Annotated in this window: 21 protein-coding genes and 1 tRNA gene; 11 read left to right on the plus strand and 11 right to left on the minus strand. The window is 71.4% G+C overall.

All coding sequences use genetic code 11. The features are described 5' to 3' along the window. Window positions 1-15 precede the first annotated feature (15 nt). The 4 genes from LWP59_RS31230 to LWP59_RS31245 are packed head-to-tail and all read left to right on the plus strand — an operon-like array spanning window position 16 to window position 3,748. Window positions 16-1,071 (plus strand): cupin domain-containing protein, encoded by a 1,056-nt coding sequence (locus LWP59_RS31230; RefSeq protein WP_144635092.1) that lies wholly within the window; start codon window positions 16-18, stop codon window positions 1,069-1,071. Then, a complete protein-coding gene (locus tag LWP59_RS31235; RefSeq protein ID WP_144635096.1) occupies window positions 1,068-1,889 on the plus strand; it encodes a fumarylacetoacetate hydrolase family protein in 822 nt (273 codons plus the stop codon). The genes LWP59_RS31230 and LWP59_RS31235 overlap by 4 nt, the downstream gene beginning before the upstream one ends. Beyond that, the gene (locus LWP59_RS31240; protein ID WP_144635099.1) at window positions 1,886-2,572 is read left to right on the plus strand and encodes a maleylpyruvate isomerase family mycothiol-dependent enzyme; all 687 of its coding nucleotides are present in this window, start codon (window positions 1,886-1,888) and stop codon (window positions 2,570-2,572) included. The genes LWP59_RS31235 and LWP59_RS31240 overlap by 4 nt, the downstream gene beginning before the upstream one ends. 21 nt (window positions 2,573-2,593) lie before the next feature. Then, on the plus strand, window positions 2,594-3,748 hold the full coding sequence (locus LWP59_RS31245; RefSeq protein WP_144635102.1) for an FAD-dependent oxidoreductase: 1,155 nt from the start codon (window positions 2,594-2,596) through the stop codon (window positions 3,746-3,748). Here the strand turns inward: LWP59_RS31245 and LWP59_RS31250 are convergent. Continuing rightward, on the minus strand, window positions 3,696-4,667 hold the full coding sequence (locus tag LWP59_RS31250; RefSeq protein ID WP_144635105.1) for an oxidoreductase: 972 nt from the start codon (window positions 4,665-4,667) through the stop codon (window positions 3,696-3,698). The genes LWP59_RS31245 and LWP59_RS31250 overlap by 53 nt on opposite strands. Window positions 4,668-4,745: 78 nt before the next feature. Between LWP59_RS31250 and LWP59_RS31255 the strand changes: the two genes are divergently transcribed. Beyond that, window positions 4,746-5,279, plus strand: a complete 534-nt coding sequence (locus LWP59_RS31255) for a TetR/AcrR family transcriptional regulator (RefSeq protein ID WP_144635107.1) — start codon at window positions 4,746-4,748, stop codon at window positions 5,277-5,279. Window positions 5,280-5,308: 29 nt separating this feature from the next. Here LWP59_RS31255 and LWP59_RS31260 read toward each other — a convergent pair whose 3' ends face one another. The 4 genes from LWP59_RS31260 to LWP59_RS31275 form a co-directional block, all read right to left on the minus strand. Continuing rightward, entirely contained in the window at window positions 5,309-5,788 is a 480-nt protein-coding gene (locus tag LWP59_RS31260; RefSeq protein WP_186383098.1) for a mycothiol transferase, read from the minus strand. Window positions 5,789-5,839: 51 nt separating this feature from the next. Next, entirely contained in the window at window positions 5,840-7,213 is a 1,374-nt protein-coding gene (locus tag LWP59_RS31265) for a vWA domain-containing protein (RefSeq protein WP_144635110.1), read from the minus strand. Then, entirely contained in the window at window positions 7,210-8,085 is an 876-nt protein-coding gene (locus tag LWP59_RS31270; protein WP_144635113.1) for an AAA family ATPase, read from the minus strand. Before LWP59_RS31270 ends, LWP59_RS31265 begins: the two co-directional genes overlap by 4 nt. Window positions 8,086-8,390: 305 nt before the next feature. Continuing rightward, window positions 8,391-9,002 carry a TetR/AcrR family transcriptional regulator gene (locus LWP59_RS31275; protein WP_144635115.1) on the minus strand — a complete coding sequence of 204 codons (612 nt, stop codon included), beginning with the start codon at window positions 9,000-9,002 and terminating at the stop codon, window positions 8,391-8,393. 79 nt (window positions 9,003-9,081) lie between these two features. On the opposite strand from LWP59_RS31275, the gene LWP59_RS31280 reads away from it, so the two are divergent. The 5 genes from LWP59_RS31280 to LWP59_RS31300 are packed head-to-tail and all read left to right on the plus strand — an operon-like array spanning window position 9,082 to window position 14,468. Further along, window positions 9,082-9,771 (plus strand): hotdog family protein, encoded by a 690-nt coding sequence (locus LWP59_RS31280; RefSeq protein ID WP_144635118.1) that lies wholly within the window; start codon window positions 9,082-9,084, stop codon window positions 9,769-9,771. Next, complete coding sequence (locus LWP59_RS31285; protein WP_144635121.1) at window positions 9,768-10,571, plus strand: alpha/beta fold hydrolase; 804 nt, start codon at window positions 9,768-9,770, stop codon at window positions 10,569-10,571. The genes LWP59_RS31280 and LWP59_RS31285 overlap by 4 nt, the downstream gene beginning before the upstream one ends. Next, entirely contained in the window at window positions 10,568-12,091 is a 1,524-nt protein-coding gene (locus tag LWP59_RS31290) for an AMP-binding protein (RefSeq protein ID WP_144635124.1), read from the plus strand. Before LWP59_RS31285 ends, LWP59_RS31290 begins: the two co-directional genes overlap by 4 nt. Further along, window positions 12,088-13,299, plus strand: coding sequence for an acetyl-CoA C-acetyltransferase (locus tag LWP59_RS31295; RefSeq protein ID WP_144635127.1), 1,212 nt, complete (start codon window positions 12,088-12,090; stop codon window positions 13,297-13,299). Before LWP59_RS31290 ends, LWP59_RS31295 begins: the two co-directional genes overlap by 4 nt. Next, the gene (locus LWP59_RS31300; RefSeq protein ID WP_144635130.1) at window positions 13,296-14,468 is read left to right on the plus strand and encodes a CoA transferase; all 1,173 of its coding nucleotides are present in this window, start codon (window positions 13,296-13,298) and stop codon (window positions 14,466-14,468) included. The genes LWP59_RS31295 and LWP59_RS31300 overlap by 4 nt, the downstream gene beginning before the upstream one ends. A gap of 595 nt (window positions 14,469-15,063) precedes the next feature. On the opposite strand, the gene LWP59_RS31305 is transcribed toward LWP59_RS31300, so the two are convergent. Beyond that, complete coding sequence (locus tag LWP59_RS31305) at window positions 15,064-15,387, minus strand: hypothetical protein (RefSeq protein ID WP_191334832.1); 324 nt, start codon at window positions 15,385-15,387, stop codon at window positions 15,064-15,066. A gap of 119 nt (window positions 15,388-15,506) precedes the next feature. Next, window positions 15,507-15,869, minus strand: coding sequence for a DoxX family protein (locus LWP59_RS31310; protein ID WP_222425715.1), 363 nt, complete (start codon window positions 15,867-15,869; stop codon window positions 15,507-15,509). Window positions 15,870-15,949: 80 nt separating this feature from the next. Here LWP59_RS31310 and LWP59_RS31315 point away from each other — a divergent pair, with 80 nt between their 5' ends. Then, window positions 15,950-16,384, plus strand: a complete 435-nt coding sequence (locus tag LWP59_RS31315; RefSeq protein WP_144643860.1) for a MarR family winged helix-turn-helix transcriptional regulator — start codon at window positions 15,950-15,952, stop codon at window positions 16,382-16,384. A 541-nt stretch (window positions 16,385-16,925) separates the two neighbouring features. Here the strand turns inward: LWP59_RS31315 and LWP59_RS31320 are convergent. From LWP59_RS31320 to LWP59_RS31335, 4 genes are all read right to left on the minus strand, one after another. Beyond that, window positions 16,926-16,999, minus strand: a tRNA-Arg gene (locus LWP59_RS31320). A gap of 87 nt (window positions 17,000-17,086) precedes the next feature. After that, window positions 17,087-17,818, minus strand: a complete 732-nt coding sequence (locus tag LWP59_RS31325; protein WP_144643856.1) for an SDR family oxidoreductase — start codon at window positions 17,816-17,818, stop codon at window positions 17,087-17,089. Between the two features lie 4 nt (window positions 17,819-17,822). Beyond that, window positions 17,823-19,220, minus strand: a complete 1,398-nt coding sequence (lpdA, locus tag LWP59_RS31330) for a dihydrolipoyl dehydrogenase (protein ID WP_144643854.1) — start codon at window positions 19,218-19,220, stop codon at window positions 17,823-17,825. Window positions 19,221-19,285: 65 nt separating this feature from the next. Beyond that, on the minus strand, window positions 19,286-19,690 hold the full coding sequence (locus LWP59_RS31335) for a nitroreductase family deazaflavin-dependent oxidoreductase (protein ID WP_144643852.1): 405 nt from the start codon (window positions 19,688-19,690) through the stop codon (window positions 19,286-19,288). Between the last annotated feature and the right edge of the window lie 125 nt (window positions 19,691-19,815).

A 19,815-nucleotide genomic window follows, 5' to 3' on the forward strand; every position in this document is an offset into this window, starting at 1 on the left:
CCTACATTCGAAGGCATGGACGTGGACGAGGCCGCACTGGCGCGGCTCTACAAGGACTTCGACGCCGAGCACATGATTCCACTGTGGACGCAGACCGGCGAGCTGATGCCGATGTCGCCCACGTCGAAGGCACTGCCCCACGTGTGGAAGTGGGACACGCTGCTGCCCCTGGCCGAGCGCGCGGGCGCCCTGGTGCCGGTCGGCCGCGGTGGTGAGCGCCGCGCGATCGCGCTGGCCAACCCCGGGCTCGCCGGACACCCCTACACCACGCCGACGCTGTGGACCGCCATCCAGTACCTCGGCCCGAACGAGGTCGCGCCGGAACACCGGCACAGCCAGAACGCGTTCCGCTTCGTCGTCGAGGGCGAAGGCGTGTGGACCGTCGTCAACGGCGACCCGGTGGCCATGCGGCGCGGCGACTTCCTGCTCACCCCCGGCTGGCACTTCCACGGTCACCACAACGAGACCGACCAGCCGATGGCCTGGCTCGACGGCCTGGACATCCCGCTGGTGCACTACACCGACACCGGCTTCTTCGAGTTCGGCTCCGACAAGGTGACCGACTGGAGCACGCCGGACGTCTCGCGGTCCGAGCGCCTGTGGGCCCACCCCGGGTTGCGCCCACTGTCCGGTTCGGACGCCCGGCCGAGCTCGCCGATCGCGGCCTACCGCTGGGAGCACACGGATCGCGCGCTGAACGACCAGCTGGCGCTGGAGGACGAGGGGCACCCCGGTGTCGCCGGGCCGGGGCACGCGGCGGTCCGGTTCACCAACCCGACCACCGGCGGCGACGTCATGCCGACGATCCGCGCCGAGTTCCACCGGTTGCGCGAAGGCGCCGAGACCGCGACGAAGCGCGAGGTCGGCTCCGCCGTGTGGCAGGTCTTCGACGGCGAGGGCGAGGTGACCCTGGGCGAGAAGGAGATCCGGCTCGGCCGCGGCGACCTGTTCGTCGTGCCGTCGTGGGTGCCGGTGACCGTGCGCGCGCGGACGCGGCTCGACCTGTTCCGCTTCGCCGACACCCCGATCTTCGTACGCCTGCACCAGTACCGCGAGGAGACCACCCGATGAAGCTGGCCACGATCCGCGTCGACGGCGGTCATGCGGCGGTGCGGGTGGACGCCGACGTCGCGGTCGAAACAGGAGCCCGCGACGTGCGCGAACTGCTCGGCGACCCCGGCTGGCGCAGCCGGGCGGAAAGCGCTTCCGGGCGCACCCATGACTTGTCCACCGTGGACTATGCACCGGTGGTGCCCGACCCCGGCAAGATCTTCTGCGTCGGGCTGAACTACCGCAACCACATCCTGGAGATGGGCCGCGAGCTGCCGCGGTACCCGACGCTGTTCGCGAAGTTCTCCGACGCCCTGATCGGCGCCCGTGACGACATCGCGCTGCCCGCGGTCTCGGACGCGATCGACTGGGAGGCCGAGCTGGCCGTCGTCATCGGCACGGCCGTGCGCGACGCCGACCGCGAGCAGGCCACGGCGGCGATCGCAGGCTACTCGGTGCTCAACGACGTGACCGCGCGCGACTACCAGTACCGCACGAAGGAATGGTTGCAGGGCAAGACGTTCGAGGCCACCACCCCGCTCGGCCCGGTGCTGGTCACCCCCGACGAGCTGCCGTCCGACCTGGAGCTGACCTGCGAGGTCGACGGCGAGCCGGTGCAGAAGGCCAGTACCTCGGACCTCGTGTTCGACCCGCCGGAGCTGGTCTCCTACATCTCGCGGATCATCACGCTGCGCCCGGGCGACGTGATCGCGACCGGCACGCCCGGCGGGGTGGGCCATGCCCGCACACCGCCGCGCTACCTCGCCGACGGCAGCGTGCTGACCACCCGGATCACCGGTATCGGCGAACTGGTGAACACCGCCAGGGCTAAGCGATGACGCGGCCGGCGCACCGGCTCGCCTGGGTCGAGGAAGGGGCCCGGCTCTTCCTCGACCAGCTCGCCGCCGTTCCGGACAGCGCTTTCAGCGAACCGGGCACGTTGCCGGGCTGGACGACCGGGCACCTGGTCGCGCACGTGGGCTACAACGCGAAAGCGCTCTCCCGGCTCGTGCACTGGGCGCGCACGGGCGAGGAAACGCCGATGTACGAAAGCCCCGAAGCCCGCGACGCGGAGATCGAACAGGGCGCGAAGCTGTCCGCGGACCGGCTGCGCGCCCTGGTGCGCGAGACCGACGAGCGGCTGCGCGCCGACCTCGCCGAGCTGACGAGGTGGGACGCGGGAGTCCGCACCGCACAGGGGAGGCTGGTCCCGGCGACGGAGATCCCGTGGCTGCGCGTCCGTGAGGTGTGGATCCACCTGGTCGACCTGGGCACCGGCGTCACGTTCGAGGATTTCCCCGCCGAGCTGCTCGACGCGCTGATCACCGACATCGCCACGCTGCGCGAACGCCGTGACCAGGGGCCCGCGCTGGTACTCGAAGCGTCGGACCGCGAGGACGGCTGGCACATCGAGGTCGCGGGCGCGGAACCGGCCCTCGTGCGCGGGAGCGCCGCCGAGCTGTGCCGCTGGCTCGCCGGCCGCGGCGGGCTCGACGGACCCGATCTCGCCCGCTGGCTCTGAACTCCCGGAAGGACGGAAACCATGACCACGGACGTGCTGGTGGCGGGCGGCGGCATCGGCGGCCTTTCCGCGGCGTACGCGCTCGCGACCGCCGGGCACGAGGTCCGGCTGCTGGAACGGTCGGCGGAGTTCGGCGAGGTCGGCGCGGGCCTGCAACTCGCCCCGAACGCGACCCGGATCCTGCGCGAATGGGGCCTGCTCGACGAGGTGACGCAGGCGGGCGTGCTCCCCCGGCGGCTGGTGCTCGCCGACGCGGTGAGCGGCGACGAACTCGTGCACGCCGACCTCACCGGCGGCTTCCAGGAGCGCTACCACGCGCCCTACATCGTGGTGCACCGCAGCGACCTGCACCGCATCCTCGTCGACGCCTGCCGTCGTGCGGGCGTGCGGCTGGAGACGGGCCGCACGGTCGAGCGCGTGGACAGCACCGAGGACACCGCGTTCACCTACTGTGCCGACGGCACGGTCTTCGAAAGCCGGATCGCCGTCGCCGCGGACGGGCTGACCTCGAAGCTGCGCCGCGCCGTGGCGGACGACGAGCCGATCTGCTCGGGCTACGTCGCCTACCGGGGCGCGATCCCGCTGGCGGACATGCCGACCGAGGTCTCCCTCGACGACGTGATCGCCTGGATCGGGCCGCGCTGCCACCTCGTGCAGTACGGGTTGCGGCGCGGCGAGATGGTCAACCAGGTCGCGGTGTTCGCCAGCCCCGGCTTCGCGCGCGGCGAGATCGAATGGGGTGGGCCGCAGGAGCTGGAAGAGGCGTTCGCGAGCTGCAGCGAGCACGTCCGGCGGTCGCTGTCGTCGCTGTGGCGCGACCGCCGGTGGCCGATGTACGACCGGCTTCCGGTGCGGGACTGGGTTTCCGGCAGGCTGGTGCTCACCGGCGACGCCGCGCACCCGATGCTGCAGTACCTCGCGCAGGGTGCGTGCCAGGCGATCGAGGACGCGCACACGCTCGCGGCCGAGGTCGCCAAGACCGGCGACACGCCGGACTGGGACACCGCGCTCGCGGCGTTCAACGCCGGGCGCGCCCCGCGCACCGCCCGGGTTCAGCGCACCGCCCGGACCTGGGGCGACATCTGGCACATCGACGGCGTGGGCCGGTTGTTGCGCAACGAGCTCATGACATCTCTGTCCGATGTGTACAGTCACACCGATTGGCTGTACGCGTGAACTGGTAGGTGACGCCGGTCAGCCGCTCGGACGCCTGCCACAGCCGCTCCTGCGCGTCCGTGTCGTGCGCCCGGGCATCGGGTTCGACCCGCACCGGATGCCCGGTGAACTGCCAGGGCCCGGACGGGCCGTAGAGGTCCCGACCACGAGCCTCGGGATCCGTTGCGGCACGCACCATGGCCAGTGCGGCGATCTCCGGTTGCTGGAGGAACCAGGAAGTAAGCGCTTTCGCGTGTGGCCCCAGCAGGAACCGGGCGAACGGGTTCAGTTCACGGCCCAACCCGGTGCGCGCGTTGCCCGGATGGGCGGCGACCGCGACGGTGCTCGCGCCCGCGACCGCCAGCCTGCGCTGCAGGGCGTAGCTGAACATCAGGTTCGCCAGCTTCGATTGGGCGTAGACCTTGCCGCTGCGGAACTCGTGTTCGGACTGCAGGTCGTCGAAGTCGATGCGGCCGCGGCGGTGGGCGACGCTGCTGACCGTCACGACGCGCGAGTTCTCGGCCCGCAGCAGGCGGCCGAGGAGCAGCCCGGTCAAGGCGAACGGCCCGAGGTGGTTGGCGGCGAAGGTCGATTCGAAGCCGTCCTCGGTGAGCTCACGATGCGCCCGGAACCCGCCCGCGTTGTTGACGAGCAGGTCGATCCGGTCGTACGCGAGCTGTCCTGCCGCACGCCGGACGGACTCCTGCGACGTGAGATCCACCTGCAACGTCGTGACTGTCGCGTCCGGCGTCGCGGCCCGGATGCGCTCCGCGGCGGCCGCGGCCTTGGTGGGGTCGCGGCAGGCGAGCACGACCTCGGCACCACTGCGGGCGAGGACCGACGCGACCTGGAAGCCCAGTCCGGTGTTCGCACCGGTGACCACCGCGACGCGGCCGTGCTGGCTGGGCACGTCATCGGCGGTCCAAAGCTGTGGACTCATGGGAACCTCCTAGAATCGGGACCAGCGTCCCGCTTCTGTCACGATACGGGACGACCATCCCGGTTGTCGAGGAGAGGCATGGCCGAAGAACGACCGTTGCGGGCCGACGCACGGCGCAACCGCACGCGGGTGCTGGAGGTCGCGGCCGAGGTGTTCGCGGCCGAGGGCCTGTCCGTGCCGGTGCACGAGATCGCGCGCCGGGCGGGGGTGGGCACGGGCACGGTCAGCAGGCACTTCCCGGCGAAGGAGGACCTGTTCGCCGCGATCCTGCTGACTCGGATGGAAGAGCTGTCCGTGCGGGCGGATTCGCTGGCACAAGAGGACCCGGCCACGGCGTTCTTCACGTTCTTCACCGCGCTCATCCACGAGGGCGCCTCGAACCGCGGCCTGGCGGAAGCGGTCGCGGGCGCGGGGTACGACCTGGACGTGCTCGGCGAGCGCGCGGGCTTCGACGTCTCCGGTCGCGTCCGCGCCCTGCTCGCCCGGGCGCAGCGGGCGGGCGCGGTGCGGTCCGATGTGGACTACCTGGACGTGAAGGCCCTGATGACGGCGTGCATGGCCCGCGCCACCCCCGCGGCGATCGCCGTCGTCTGCGACGGGCTGCGCGCCTGACGCGCATCCCGCGGGCCCCGCACGGTTTCCTACCCGCCCAGCACGTCCCGCGTCAGCTCGAGGTGGCCGCGGTGCTGTGCCAGCTCCTCGTACACGTGCTGCAGCGCCGCGCCCTGGGTCCGGCCGATCGTCGTGCCGCGGTAGTGCGCGGGCGGGTCCTCCCGCAACGGCGCCCGCAGGTCGGCGGCCGCGACGTCGGCGCGCAGCTGCTTCTTCGCCTGCCCGATCCGCTCGACGAGGTCGGCCACCTTGCCCGAGGCCACGAACTCCGCGTCCCGGTCCCGCTCGACCGGACGGCCCGCGACCAGCCGTCCCGCCCAGTAGTCCGCCACCCCCAGGCAGTGCGTCACGATCGCGTAGGGCGAGTTCGCCCCCGGCAGCTCCGGCCGCCGGTTCGCCAGGTCGTCGCCGAGCTCCTCCAGGACGGCCGCCATGCCGTCGAACGCCCGGTCGGTGAAGTACAGGTACTCCTCGGCGGTGATCACTCGTCCCCCTCCACGGTCGGCCATCAGGACGTTACGTCATCGTCCGTCGTCCGGATGTGTTCGGCGAGCGCGGGATCAGCCCGGCAGCAGTTCCGTGACCAGCTGGGTCAGCTGCCGGAGGTTGCGGCACTCGTGCATCGGCACCACTCGGCCGTACTCCAGGGCCGCGGAATCGCCGGTGCCCCAAGCAGAACGCGGTTCGGGGTTGAGCCAGTGGACGTGCTTGGCGTGGTCGGCGATGTCGCGGACCGCCGCCAGGTTCGGGTCGCCGCCGTTGGTCCGGCCGTCGCCGAGGATCAGCACCGAGGTGCGCGGTCCGACGGCGTCCAGCCAGCCCTCGACGAAACTGCCGAGCGAGTCGCCGTAGTCGCTGCTCATCCCCCACCGCGTCAGCCGCGCCTCGGTCATGATGCGCCGGGCCAGCCCCTCGGGATCGGCCGCGCCGGCCGTCACCAGCTCGGTGATCTCATCGGTCAGCTCGACGAACGCGAACGTGCGCACCTTGCTGAACTGGTCGGCCAGCGCCTGCACCAGCAACAGCGTGAACTGCGCGAAACCCGCGACCGAGCCCGACATGTCGCACAGCAGCACCAGTTCCGGCCTGCCCGGCCGCCGCTCGCGCATCGCCGGGCGCATCGGCACCCCGCCGGTCGCCAGCGACCGGCGAAGCGTGCGGCGCAGGTCGATCTGCCCGCGCCGGGCCCGCCTGCGGCGCGACGCGAGCCGGGTCGCGAGCTTGCGGGACAACGGCTGGATGGTCCGCCTGAGCTCGGTCAGCTGCTGGCGGCTGGCGTTGGTGAAGCTGACCAGATCCGTCTGCGGCGCCACGGCGTGCCGCGCGATCCGGTCCCGGCCGCGGTATTCCGCCGTCCGGCGGCGAGCCTCGGCCTGCACCTGCTCGCGGAACGACGCGATGCGCGACTGCGCCTCCTGACGGGCGAGCGCTTCCCCGAGCCCGTCCCCCTGCTCGCCGCGGATCGCCGCGAGCACCCGGTTCAGCAACGCGTCCGGGCGCACCCGCTCCAGCGTCTGGTACGCCGACCAGCCGCTCATGCCGCCACCGCCCGAGCCGCCCTCGCCGAACGACCCGTACTGGCCGAACACCTCGACGCCGGCCGCCGCCAGCCCCCGCAGCCGTTCGGCGTCGCCCTCGGCGAGCGCCGCGACCAGCGCGTTGCGCAGCTCGTTCAGATCCGAGGCCTCCGCAGCGGTTTCGGCCGAGCCGACCGCGACGGGAAAGTACAGGTCGAAGAGCGCGTCGAAGGCGGCACGCTGGCCCGAGCGCCGCAGCACTGTCGCGGCGAGCGCGGCGCGCAGCTGCTCGCGGTCGGCGAGACCGAGCACGTCGACCGCGGCCGCCGCGTCGACCGTCTCGCCGGGTCCGACGGGAATGCCGTGCTCCCGCAGGGCGCCGACGAACTCGACCAGCCGGTCCGGCAGCCCGCTCATGTCAGGAGCTTGTCCAGCCGCAGCTCGGCCGCGGCCTTCCGGTGGTCGCTCTGGTACTTGAGGATCACGCCCAGCGTCGACTCGACGATCTGCTCGTCGAGCGTGTCCGCGCCGAGCGCGAGCAGCGTGCGCGCCCAGTCCACGCTCTCCGCTATCGACGGCGCCTTGCGCAGCTCCATCCCCCGCAGCGCGCCGACGACGCGCACCAGCGAATCGGTCAGCCGGACGTCGAGCCCCGGGACCTTCAGCGTGACGATGTCGCGTTCGAGCTCCGGCGACGGGAAGTCCAGGTGCAGGAACAGGCAGCGCCGCTTGAGCGCCTCGGACAGCTCGCGCGTCGCGTTGGACGTCAGCAGCACGAACGGGCGGCGGGTCGCGGTGATGGTGCCCAGCTCCGGCACGGTGACCTGGAAGTCGCCGAGCACCTCCAGCAGCAGGCCCTCCATCTCGACGTCCGACTTGTCGGTCTCGTCGATCAGCAGGACGGTCGGCTCCGGGTTGCGGATCGCCTTCAGCAGCGGGCGCGGCAGCAGGAACTCCTCGCTGAACACCTCGTCGCGGGTGTCCTCCCAGCCCTCGTCACGGCCGGCGGTGATGCGCAGCAGCTGCTTGGCGTGGTTCCACTCGTAGAGCGCGCGGGCCTCGTCGATGCCCTCGTAGCACTGCAGGCGCACGAGCTCACTGCTGGTGGCCTCCGCCAGCGCCCGCGCCAGCTCGGTCTTGCCGACGCCGGCGGGCCCCTCCACGAGCAGCGGCTTGCCGAGCCGGTCGGCGAGGTAGACGGTGGTCGCCACCGGGGTCGAGGCCAGGTATCCGGCCCCCGCCAGCCGCTCGACGACCTCGTCGACCGAACCGAACAACGGTTCCTGCATCAGCACCTCCTGCTACGGCAACCTTCGCATTGTCGAACGGGATTCGCTTTCCGGGCGGTGGAGCGTGCGCAAGGTCACTTTTCGTACCGGGGGTCGAGCGCGGCGGCGTACGGCCACTGCCCGTCGGGCCGGCGGGTGGGCCTGTCGCGGTAGCGCCCGCAGCGATCTGCGGCTCGCCCTCCACGACGTACAGCCGGTACAGCCGGATCTCCGCGGTGGCGAGGTCGCCGCACGCGCGCCAGCACGTCGTCCATCTCGGCAGCTCCGCCCTGACACCATCGCGTAGGTACGAACGATCGTTCAGCCTACAGCGGCCCCTGCAGGAGAGCCAGGGCGTAATGGGCGTGCTGGCCGGCCAGCTGCTCCGGGGTCAGCCTGCCGCCGGGGTGGTACCAGGTCGCGATGGCAGCGCACATCGAGACGATGTTGCGCGCCGCGTCGTCGGGATAGGGCGTGGCGAACTCGCCCGAGGCCGAGCCCGCGGCCACGATCTCCTCGTAGAGCCCCTGCGTGCTGTCCCTCGCCGCGACCACGCGTTTGCGTGCCACCCCGGTCAGGTACCGGATCTCGCTCAGCGCGACCAGGGAGGCGACCTGGTGGTCGACGACGAAGCCGACGTGCGCCACGACCGCGGCGCGCAGCCGGTCGCTCGCCCGCCGCCCGGCGCCGTCGACGGCCGCCTGGATCCGGCTGAGCAGCTCGTCGTTGGCCATCCGCAGCAGCGCGGCCAGCAGATCCGCCTTCGCCGGGAAGTAGTTGTAGAGATTGGACAGGCTCGTCCCGGCCCCGCGGGCCACGTCCCGCATCGACGCGCCGTAGAAGCCCTTCTCCCCGAAGGCTTCCAGGGCCGCGTTGAGGATGGCGGCCTGGTTGCCGCGGCCGGTGTCCGGGATCAGCGTCGGCGAACGTTCGTTCATGGAGAAAGGCTAACGCAGCTTGACCTCATCGAGCATGGATGTTTTTGTAAGAACGTTCGTTCGTGTTCGAGGAGTGCCCTTGTCGCCACCGTTCTTCGAGGAGTTCGCCGTCGGGCAGCGCCAGATCCGGCCGGTCCCGCAGAAGTCCTTCGACCCCGCCGCCCTCGCCGCTGTGTTCACCGGCGAGGGCGTGCTCACCGACCTCAGCTGGCAGCACGTGAGTGCCGGCAGCCCCGACGACCGGCTGGAGGCCGAGCTCGTGGTGACCCGCTGCCGTCGTGCGCAGGACCGGGACAACGGCCTGGTCCAGCGGCATCTCAGGGTGCGCAACCAGCACGGCGAGACCCGGCAGCGCGGCTGCGCGACCGTCCTCGTGCCGGCCCGCGGCCCGGGTCCCGACCGGGTCTGCCACAACTTCGGCACAGTGGCCTGGGGCGAGGCGCTCACCGAAGGCCTCGGCGAGGACTTCGCGCGGGCGACCGCGAGCTGGGACGGCACCATCGGGCTGCGCTGCGGCGAGGACGAGGTGCACCTGCGGGTCTACCGCGGCCGGGTCGTCGAGGTGACCCGCCGCGCGCCGCTGGGCGCCACGTTCGTCCTCGCCGCGAGCGAGCTGACCTGGACCGAGCTGGTCACCGGCCCGGCCGACGACTTCATGCGGCGGGCGATGCACGGCGAGTTCGAGGTCACCGGCAACGGGTACGAGTACCTGCGGCTCACGAAGGTCCTCGCGCTGCTGGCCCGCCGGGCGCGGGAGGTGGCCCGATGATCGAGGCAGGCTATTTCGACATCGGCGGCACACTGTCCTATGTGGAGCAGACAAGGCACGGGCGGCCCTTGCTGTGCCTGCACACCGCAGGACAGAGCGGCGTGCAGTGGCGGCACAGCGTGGCCGGGCTCGCCGACCGCGGCTACCGCGTCATCGTGCCCGACCTGCCGGGACACGGCCGGTCCGAGCCCCCGCCGGGCGAGCCGATCGACGACCTCGGCCGCTACGCCGTGTGGTGCGAACAGCTCGTCGACGCCCTCGAACTGGAGCGGCCGCTGGTCGTCGGCTGCTCGATCGGCGGGAAGATCACGCTCGACCTCGCCGTCCGGATGGGCCACCGGCTCGCCGGGGTCGTCGCGATGGCGGCCGAAGCCGGGCCGGGCCGGGCGAGCCTGTCCGGCCTGCGCCGCGAGCTCGAGGACGTCGCCGCGCCGAGCCGGGGCGACCGGACGTATCTGGGCACGCTCGCGGTGGTCGGCAGGGGCATCCCGGCCGGCCGTGCCGAGCTGATCGCCACCATGCACCGGCGCGAGGACCCGGTCGTCACGACCGCGGACCTGCTCGGCTGGGGCACCCACGACGTCCGCGCGGGACTTGCCGAAATCGCCTGTCCGGTGCACCTTGTCGTGGGTGAGGACGATCTCTGGCTCGACGCGGCGAAGGTGCGCATGACGGCCGAATCGATCCCGGACGCCCGGTTCACGCTGCTCGAGGGCATCGGGCACTACCCGATGGAGGAGCTGGCCGGGTTCCCCGCGCTCCTGCACGAGTGGCTCACCGCACTGGTGGAGTCGCGATGAGCCTGCTGTCACTGCTCACCGCCCGCGACGCCAAATCGGTCGTCGCGATCGACGCCCATCCCACCGCACCGGTCGAGGTGCGCACCGGCGAGCTCCTCGACCGCGTGCGTGCTGTCGCCGGTTCCCTGCGCCGCGCCGGGATCGGCCGCGGCGACTGCGTCGCGGTGTGGCTGCCGAACTGGTCGGACGCACTGTGCTGGCAGTTCGCCACCGCCTCGCTCGGCGCGCACGTGATCGGCGTGAACACCCGCTACAACGTCGACGAGGTGCGGCACGTACTGCACCGCGCGCGGCCGAAGGTGATCGCTGTCGCCCACGACTTCCACGGTCTGGATCTCGCCGACCGGTTGCGGCGGGCGGTGGACGACGTCGCGCCGGCGGTCGCCGTCGTGGCCGGTCCGCACGGCGAGCCGCCCGCGGACCTCGGCCACTACGACGTCGGCGGCGGCGCTTGGGTCGCCGGCGGCGAAGGAGAGTTGTCCGAGTCCGGCGACGAGCTGGCCGTGGCGTTCACCACCTCGGGTTCGACGGGCAAGCCGAAGCTCGCGGCGCACCGGGCGTCCGCGGTCGTCGAGCACGCCCGCCGGGACGCCGAGTGCACCGGCATCGGGCCAGGCGACGTGGTGGTCTGCGCGCTGCCGCTGTCCGGGGTGTTCGGGTTCAACACCGCGATGGCGACCATCGCCGGTGGTGGAACCTGTTTGCTGGAGCCGGTTTTCGAGGAGCACGCGGTGCTCGCCGACATGGCGCGCTGGCGGGCGACGCACCTGGTGGGTGGGGACGACCTGGTCGTCCGGCTCGCCGACGCCTGGCGCGGGGAGGACCTGAAGTCCTGGCGCTGGCTGGGCATGGCGGACTTCATCGGGAAGTCCGAGAGCCTCGCGAAGTGGGCGCAGCGGGAGTTCGGCACGGCGACGACGGGTGTCTACGGCTCGTCGGAAGTGTTCGCGCTGACCGCGATGTGGCCGCTCGACGAGCCCGCGCCCCGGCGCTGGCGGGGCGGCGGGCGACTCGTGTCGCCGCGGATCGAGGCGCGCGTGGCCGACGGCGAGCTGCAGCTGCGCGGGCCGAACGTCGTCGACGCGTACCTGGGCGACCCGGACGTGCGGAGCTTCACCGACGACGGCTGGTTCCGCACCGGGGACCTGGCGGAGATCGCCGAGGACGGCGGCATCACGTTCATCTGCCGGATGGGGGACGTGTTGCGGTTGCGTGGTTTCCTGGTCGATCCCGCGGAGATCGAGCACCGGCTCGCCGAGCACGAGGCCGTCGTGACTGCGAAGGTGGTCGGTGTGCGCGGGGACGAAGGCGACGAGGCGGTCGGGTTCGTCGTCGCCGAGGGCGACGTCGACGGCGAGACGTTGCGCGAGTGGTGCGGCGAGACACTGGCGAAGTTCAAGGTGCCCGCGCAGATCCACGTCATCGACGAGATGCCGACGACGTCCGGCACGAACGGAACCAAGATCAGGGCGGCGGCGCTGCGGGAACGGGCCCAGCGCGAACGAGAGGCAGCACGATGAGCGAGGTTGTGATCTGTGAACCCCTCCGCACCCCGGTGGGGCGCTACGGCGGGATGTTCAAGGGCGTGCCGGCGGCGAAACTGGCGTCGACGGTCGTCGCCGAGCTCGTCAAGCGCACCGGGGTCGCGCCGGACTCGATCGAGGACGTCATCTTCGGCCAGTGCTATCCAAACGGTGAGGCCCCGGCCATCGGACGGGTCGCGGCGCTGGACGCCGGGCTGCCGGTGGACGTGCCGGGCGTGCAGGTGGACCGGCGGTGCGGCTCGGCGCTGCAGGCGGTGCTCGACGCGGCGATGAGGGTGCAGACCGGCGCGCAGGAGGTGGTGTTCGCGGGCGGCGCGGAGAGCATGAGCGGTGTGGAGTTCTACACCGACGCGATCCGCTGGGGTGTGCGCGGGCCCGGCGTCGAGCTGAAGGACCGGCTGGCGCGCGGGCGGCTGACCGCGGGCGGGGACAACTACCCGGTGCCCGGCGGGATGCTGGAGACCGCGGAGAACCTGCGCCGCGAGTACGGCATTCCGCGGGATGAGCAGGATCTGCTCGCGCTGCACTCGCATCAGCGCGCGGTCGCGGCGATCGAGGACGGGCGCTTCGGGGAGGAGGTCGTGCCCGTGACGGTCGCCGGCCGGCGCGGGGAAACGGTGTTCGACCGCGACGAGCATCCCAGGGCGGACAGCTCGCTGGAGTCGCTGGCGGCACTGCGGCCGGTGCTGGGCCGCGACGACCCGGAGGCGACCGTGACCGCGGGCAACTCCAGCGGCCAGAACGACGGCGCCGCGGTGTGCCTGGTGACCACGATGGACAAGGCCGAACAGCTGGGCCTGCAGCCGTTCGCGCGGCTCGTGTCGTGGGCGGTGGCGGGAGTGCCGCCGCGCACGATGGGCATCGGGCCGGTGCCCGCCACGGAGAAAGCGCTTGCTCGCGCCGGACTGCGGCTGGCGGACATGGATCTGATCGAGCTGAACGAGGCGTTCGCCGCACAGGTGCTCGCGGTGACCCGTGAGTGGGGCTTCGGCGTGGCGGACTTCGAGCGGCTGAACGTCAACGGTTCGGGGATCTCGCTGGGACACCCGGTCGGCGCGACGGGCGTGCGGATCCTGACCACGATGCTGCGCGAGATGCGGCGGCGCGGTTCGCGCTACGGGCTGGAGACCATGTGCATCGGCGGCGGCCAGGGCCTCGCCGCGATCTTCGAGCGAGTCGCATGAACCCGTTGGCGGGCCTGCGGGTCATCGAGTGCGCGAGTTTCGTGGCCGCGCCTTCGGCGTGCATGACGCTGGCGCAGCTGGGCGCGGAGGTCATCCGGGTCGACCCGATCGGCGGGGCGGCGGACTACCGGCGCTGGCCGGTCGCGCCCACCGGGACGAGCCTGTACTGGACGGCGCTGAACCGCGGGAAGCGTTCGGTGGCGGTCAACATGCGCTCGGACGAGGGACGGGAGCTGGTCGCCGCGCTGGTCGCGGAGGCCGGGATCTTCGTCGACAACGCCGTCGGCCGGCGGTGGCTGTCGTACGAGAACCTGTCCGCGCGGCGGGCCGATCTCATCCACCTGCACCTGCAGGGCCGGGCGGACGGGACGCCCGCGGTCGACTACACGGTCAACGCGGAGGTCGGCGTGCCCACGATCACGGGCCGCGAGTACGACGCGGCGCCGGTGAACCACGTGCTGCCGGCGTGGGACCTGCTGACGGGCATGACCGTGACGACGGGCGTGCTCGCCGCCCTGCACGAGCGCGCGAAGACGGGCAAGGGCGCGTACATCGAGCTCGCACTGGCCGATGTCGCAGCCGCGGGCGTGGCGAACCTGGGCTGGCTGGGCGAAGCACAGCTACGCGGCGCGGAGCGGCCGAAGCACGGGAACCACGTGTACGGCAGCTTCGGCATCGACTTCGAGACGAGCGACGGGCAGCGGGTGATGGTGGTCGCCCTGACCGAGGGGCAGTGGCATGCGCTGCGGAAGGTCACCGGGACGGAGGAGGTGTTCAGCGCGCTGGAGCCGGCGCTGGACGTGGACCTGAACCAGGAGGCCGACCGGTACCGCGTCCGCGAGACGATCGCCGCGATCCTGCGGCCGTGGTTCGCCGCCCGGCCGCTGGCGGAGGTGAGCAAGGACCTCGACTCGGCGCGGGTGTTGTGGGGCCGGTACCGCGGCATGCCCGAGGTGGCCGCCTCGCCGTCCGGTGTCTTGTCCACAGTGGACCAGCCAGGCATCGGCGAGGTGCCGAGCGCGCGCTCCCCACTCCGCTGGGACGGCACCTACGGCGGGACGGCGACGGCCCCGTCCCTGGGCGAGGACACGGACCACGTGCTGGCCTCGGTGCTGGGCCTGCCGGCGGCCGAGATCACCCGCCTCCACGACGGCGGGGTGGTCGCGTAACGGCGGTGGCTGGGCTGGGCTGGGCCCGTCGGCGGGTGGAGCCGGTCGGCGGGTGGGTGGGCGGGTGGGTGGGCGGGTGGGTGGGCGGGTGGGTGGGCTGGGCGCGATGGTGGCTGCCCGCCATGGCGGCCGGGTGGACGCTCGCCACCTCGCTGGCAGCCACCCGGCTGCCTCGCGCCAGCCGTCCGTTGCCCGCGGCCCGGCCACTGCTCAAGGCCCCGCCGAGCCATCGAGCGCCCGTGATCAGCCGCCCGCCAACACCCGCGCCCGTCACCTCGCTGGCAGCCCACGCTCGCCATCGGCCGCCTGCCCGTCTCCGGCTCAGCCACCTACTGCCGCTGGCCAACCGCCCACACCAGCCACCGCCACCCCACGACAGCCACCTGCCGCCACCGGTCGCCCACCTACCCCCTCAGCCACCTGCCCCGCTGACCAGCCGCCGCCACTCGCGCCGCCGCTGCCCCGCTGACTAGCCGCCGCCACTCGCGCCGCCGCGTCGGCGACAGCCACCTGCTGCCGCTGACCAGCCGCACCACCCGGTCCCCGCGCGCCCACCGAGCCCCCTCAGCCACCTCCGGCCCGGCCACCCCCACCCCTACCCATGCGTCCGCCGCTCGTCACGGAGGCGGTCACGGCGTGTCATCCCCCGCCGCCGGATCAGGTGAGCCGGTACGGGAACCGTCACGGTGAGCGACCACTGTTCGGTCGCCGAGACGAGCTGGAAGGTCACCATGCCGAGCCATCCGCCCTCCTCGCGCAGGATCCACTCATGCAGCAGGCCCGGCACCTCCGACTCGATCCGCAGACCGTCACGCGGCCGCAGGCCGTAGTCGTCCACACCCAGCCTGAGCAGCCGTCGAACCTCGACCCACACCCGCCGCGGCGGGCTGAGCGTTCGCACCCAGGATGGCCGATCCACGCACTCTCCCAACCGATGACGCCGAAGCCGGGCTGGTTGCTTCCCCCAACCAGCCCGGCCCCTCGAACGTTAGAACACACGTTCGACGATTACAAGGTGTCATCGGCCACGGGGGTGACTCAGAGCGACACGAGCCGCAGCACGAGCGCGACCACGGCCAGCACCAGCAGAGTGCCGGCGGGCGGCATCCCCTTGAAGTCCTTCTTGCGCAGGTGCTGCCCGACCGCGAGCACGAAGTACAGGACCACCCCGATCGCCCCCGCGATCCCCAACGGCGGCCACCAGATCCCGACGACCAGCCCCGCCGCCCCCGCGATCTCGCACGCGGCCAGGGCTGGGAACAGCTTCAGCGGCACGCCGACGCCGGTGAGACTGTCGACGACCTGCCGGCTGCGCGTGAGCTTGCCGAATGCCGATCCGACGAGCGCCACGGCCAGAACCGCCGCGACGACGACATAGCCGATCTCCATGAACACTCCCATGGTTGAACGTTGGATGATCGTGGAGGCTAGCAGATAGTTGAAAAAATTTAATTATCTGGAACGGCTGATAAACTCGCCAGGTGATCCCGCACCGCCCCGTTCTCACGCTCGCCCAGGCCGGCCGGATAGCGGGCGCGCTGCTGAAGGAGGCCGTGGCGTCGCACGGGCTCAAGCCGGGGCACGCCCGCGGGCTCACCCTGCTGGCCGAGCGCGATTCGATGAGCCAGCAAGCGCTGCTCGAGGAGATGGGCGTCGACGCCAGCGTGCTGGTCGGGATCCTGAACGACCTCGAAGACGACGGCCTCGTCAGCCGCCGCCGCGACCGCGCCGACCGGCGACGGCATATCGTCGCGATCTCGGCCCGCGGCCGGAAACTGGCCGAACGCCTCGACGAGTCCTTCGCCCGCGTCGAGGCGGAGCTGCTGTCCGGCCTCACCGCCGACGACGTCGCCACCCTGACCAGCCTCCTGGGCCGCGTCAAGGACACGGGCGCCGAGGACTGCTCCGCCGACTGACGTCAGTGCCTCGTAACAACTTCTCACCGCGTGAGCGGCTCTCGCCATGAACCCGGCACAACGGATTTCGGTCCTGGGCAGCACATCAACCGGTACGGCGCGGTCGTGGTGATCGCGCTGCGGCCCTGGTGGCCGCGGCTGTCCGCCGTCGGCAGTGGCGTGGCCGTCGTGTCGTTCCTCAGCACCTTGAGCTTCCTGTTCACCACGCCGGGCATCGGCGACCCGGCGGCAGCCGGGCGGCCGGTCCCTCCAGTCGCAGGCGGATGGCTCGTCCTTGACACCTTCGCTGTCCATAGAGGACGTGCTGGCCACCGACGTGGCAGCCGCCGCGCCTGTCATGGGCAGGCCACCCGTGACCCGTGTCGATGCACCCGACCGGGACGGCGAGGCATCCCTACGGACGCGTAAAGGAACGTCTCCGACGAGCATTCGGCCACCAAGCCTGACCGGCATTCGCCAAGCGCCCACCGAAAAGGCGAAGGGTTAAGCATGGGCTGGTCAGAATCGCGAACCTCTGTCACGGCTCTGACCAGCCGTAATGTGCCCTGGGCAGGACTCGAACCTGCGACCTAGAGATTAGAAGGCTCTTGCTCTATCCGGCTGAGCTACCAGGGCCTGACGCCGACGACCGCTGCAGGTCACGGCCGCTCCTGCAGTTTAGTCAACGTCACCCTTCGTATCGCGGGACACCGGCCGAGCGTTTCAGCCTCGTCCGAGGAAAGGCATCTTCGTCGCCGTGATGGTCATGAACTGGACGTTCGCCCCGAGCGGGAGGCCCGCCATGTACAGGACCGCCGCCGCGACGTGCGCCGGGTCGAAGGTCGGCTCCGGGCGGATCGAGCCGTCCGCCTGTCTGGCGCCCCGGCCGATGCCGGCGGTCATCTCGGTCGCCGCGTTGCCGATGTCGATCTGGCCGCACGCGATGTCGTAGGGCCGCCCGTCCAGGGAGATCGACTTGGTCAGGCCCGTGATCGCGTGTTTGGTCGCGGTGTACGCGGCGCTGCCGGGACGCGGGGCGTGCGCCGAGATCGAGCCGTTGTTGATGATGCGCCCACCCTGGGGACGCTGCTCCTTCATCAGCCGGACGGCCTGGCGCGCGCACAGGAACGCGCCGGTCAGGTTCGTGTCCACCGTCCGCCGCCAGGCCGGCACGTCCAGCTCGTCGAGATCACCTGATGGACCGAACGTGCCGGCGTTGTTGACGAGCAGGTCGAGGCGGCCCCACTTCCCGCGGACCGCCTCGAACAACGCCTCGACCTGGTCCTCGTCGCCGACGTCGGTGGGGACGGCGAGCGCGGGCCGGTCGCCGGCGGTCTCCGCCAGCGCCTCCGGCCGCCGCCCGGCCAGCGCCACCTCGTACCCCGCGTCGAGCAGGGCATGTGCGATCACCCTGCCGAGGCCCGAGCCGGCCCCCGTCACCACCGCGACCGGCATGGCGTCAGAAGTTGATCATGTGGCCGGCGAGGCCGTGGACGGCCTCCTTGACCGCCTCGCCCAGCGTCGGGTGCGCGTGCACGTTGCGCGCCACCTCGTGCACCGTCAGGTCCCACTGCTGGGCGAGCGTCAGCTCCGGCAGCAGCTCGGTGACGTCCGGCCCGATCAGGTGCGCACCCAGCAGCTCGCCGTACTTCGCGTCGGAGAGGATCTTCACGAAGCCGCCCGGGTCGGCCAGGCCGTGCGCCTTGCCGTTCGCGGTGAACGGGAACTTCGCGACCTGCACGTCGAAGCCCTTCTCCCGCGCCTGCTCCTCGGTCCAGCCGAACGAAGCGATCTGCGGCTGGCAGTAGGTCGCGCGCGGGATCATCGGATAGTCGAGCTCCATCGTCTCGGCGCCACCGATCGTCTCGGCCGCCACGATGCCCATCGACTCGGCCGCGTGCGCGAGCATGAGCTTCGCGGTCACGTCCCCGATCGCGTAGATGTGCGGCACGTTCGTGCGGCAGTGCCCGTCGACCGCGATCGCGCCGCGCCCGGTCAGCTCGACGCCGGTGTTCTCCAGGCCGTAGCCGTCGACCCGCGGCTGGAACCCGATGGCCTGCAGGACCTTGTCGGCTTCGAGGGTCTGCTTGGTCCCGTTGGCGACGACGGTGACCTTCACCTTGTCGCCGCTGTCGTCGATCGTCTCGACCTTGGTGGAGGTCAGCACGTTGATACCGAGCTTCTTGTACCGCTTGGCCAGCTCCTTGGACACCTCGGCGTCCTCGAGCGGCACCATCCGGTCCAGGAACTCGACGATCGTGACCTCGACGCCGTAGTTGTGCAGCACGTAGGCGAACTCGACGCCGATCGCGCCGGCCCCGGCGATGATGATGCTGCCGGGCAGCTCGCGCGAGAGGATCTGCTCCTCGTAGGTCACCACTCGCTCACTGAGCGAGGTGCCGGGCAGCAGCTTCGTCGTCGCGCCCGCGGCGACGATGCAGTTGTCGAACGTCACCGTCTCGGTGCCGTTCGAGGTGCTCACCTGCAGCGTGTTCGCGTCGGTGAAGGTGCCGCGCCCGTCGTACTCGGTGATCTTGTTCTTCTTCATCAGGAAGTGGACGCCCTTGACCCGGCCGTCCGCCACCGACCGGCTGCGGTCGTACGCCGCGCCGTAGTCGAAGCGGATCTCGCCGTCGGAGGAGATCCCGAAGGTCTTCGCCTCCTGCGTGACCAGGTGGGCGAGCTCCGCGTTGCGCAGCAGCGCCTTGGAGGGGATGCAGCCGACGTTCAGGCACACGCCGCCCCAGTACTTCTCCTCCACCACGGCCGTCTTCAGTCCGAGCTGCGCCGCCCGGATCGCCGCGACATAACCGCCAGGCCCGGCGCCCAGCACCACAACGTCGAAATGTTCTGACATGCACCCAGCCTATGCCCGGGAGGCGGACCGGGTTCACCGTGGTGAGGGGCGCCGGAGGCGGGAAATCAGACGCGTTCGAGGATCACGACCGGGATCTCACGGTCGGTCTTCTTCTGGTACTCGTCGTAGGCGGGCCACACCTTGGCCATCACGGGCCACAGCTTCGCGCGCTCCTCCGCGTTCGCGGTGCGTGCCTTCGCCGTGAACTTGTCCGCCTTGACCTGCACCTTGACCTCGGGGTTCGCCTGCAGGTTGAGGTACCAGCCGGGGTGCTTGGGGTCGCCGCCCTTGGACGCGACGATCACGTGATCGCCGTCGACCTCCTGGTAGATGAGCGCGAACTTGCGTTCCTGCCCGCTCTTGCGGCCCGTCGTGGTGAGCACCAGCGCCGGTACGCCGGGCTTCCAGTCGTGACCCTCCTCACCGTCGGTCTCTTCGTAGCGGCGGACGTGCTCATCGCCGTAGAGCATGTGGTCTTCCTTTCGTCGGTGCGCGTGGTGCCTCTAAGGATCAACGTCGCGCGCCCGGCCGATAATCCGACCCGATCGAGTGCATCTGACCAGGCGAAATCCGGAGATCGACCTAGAATTCGGCC

The organism is Amycolatopsis acidiphila (assembly GCF_021391495.1).
GTDB classification, from domain to species: Bacteria; Actinomycetota; Actinomycetes; order Mycobacteriales; family Pseudonocardiaceae; genus Amycolatopsis_E; species Amycolatopsis_E acidiphila.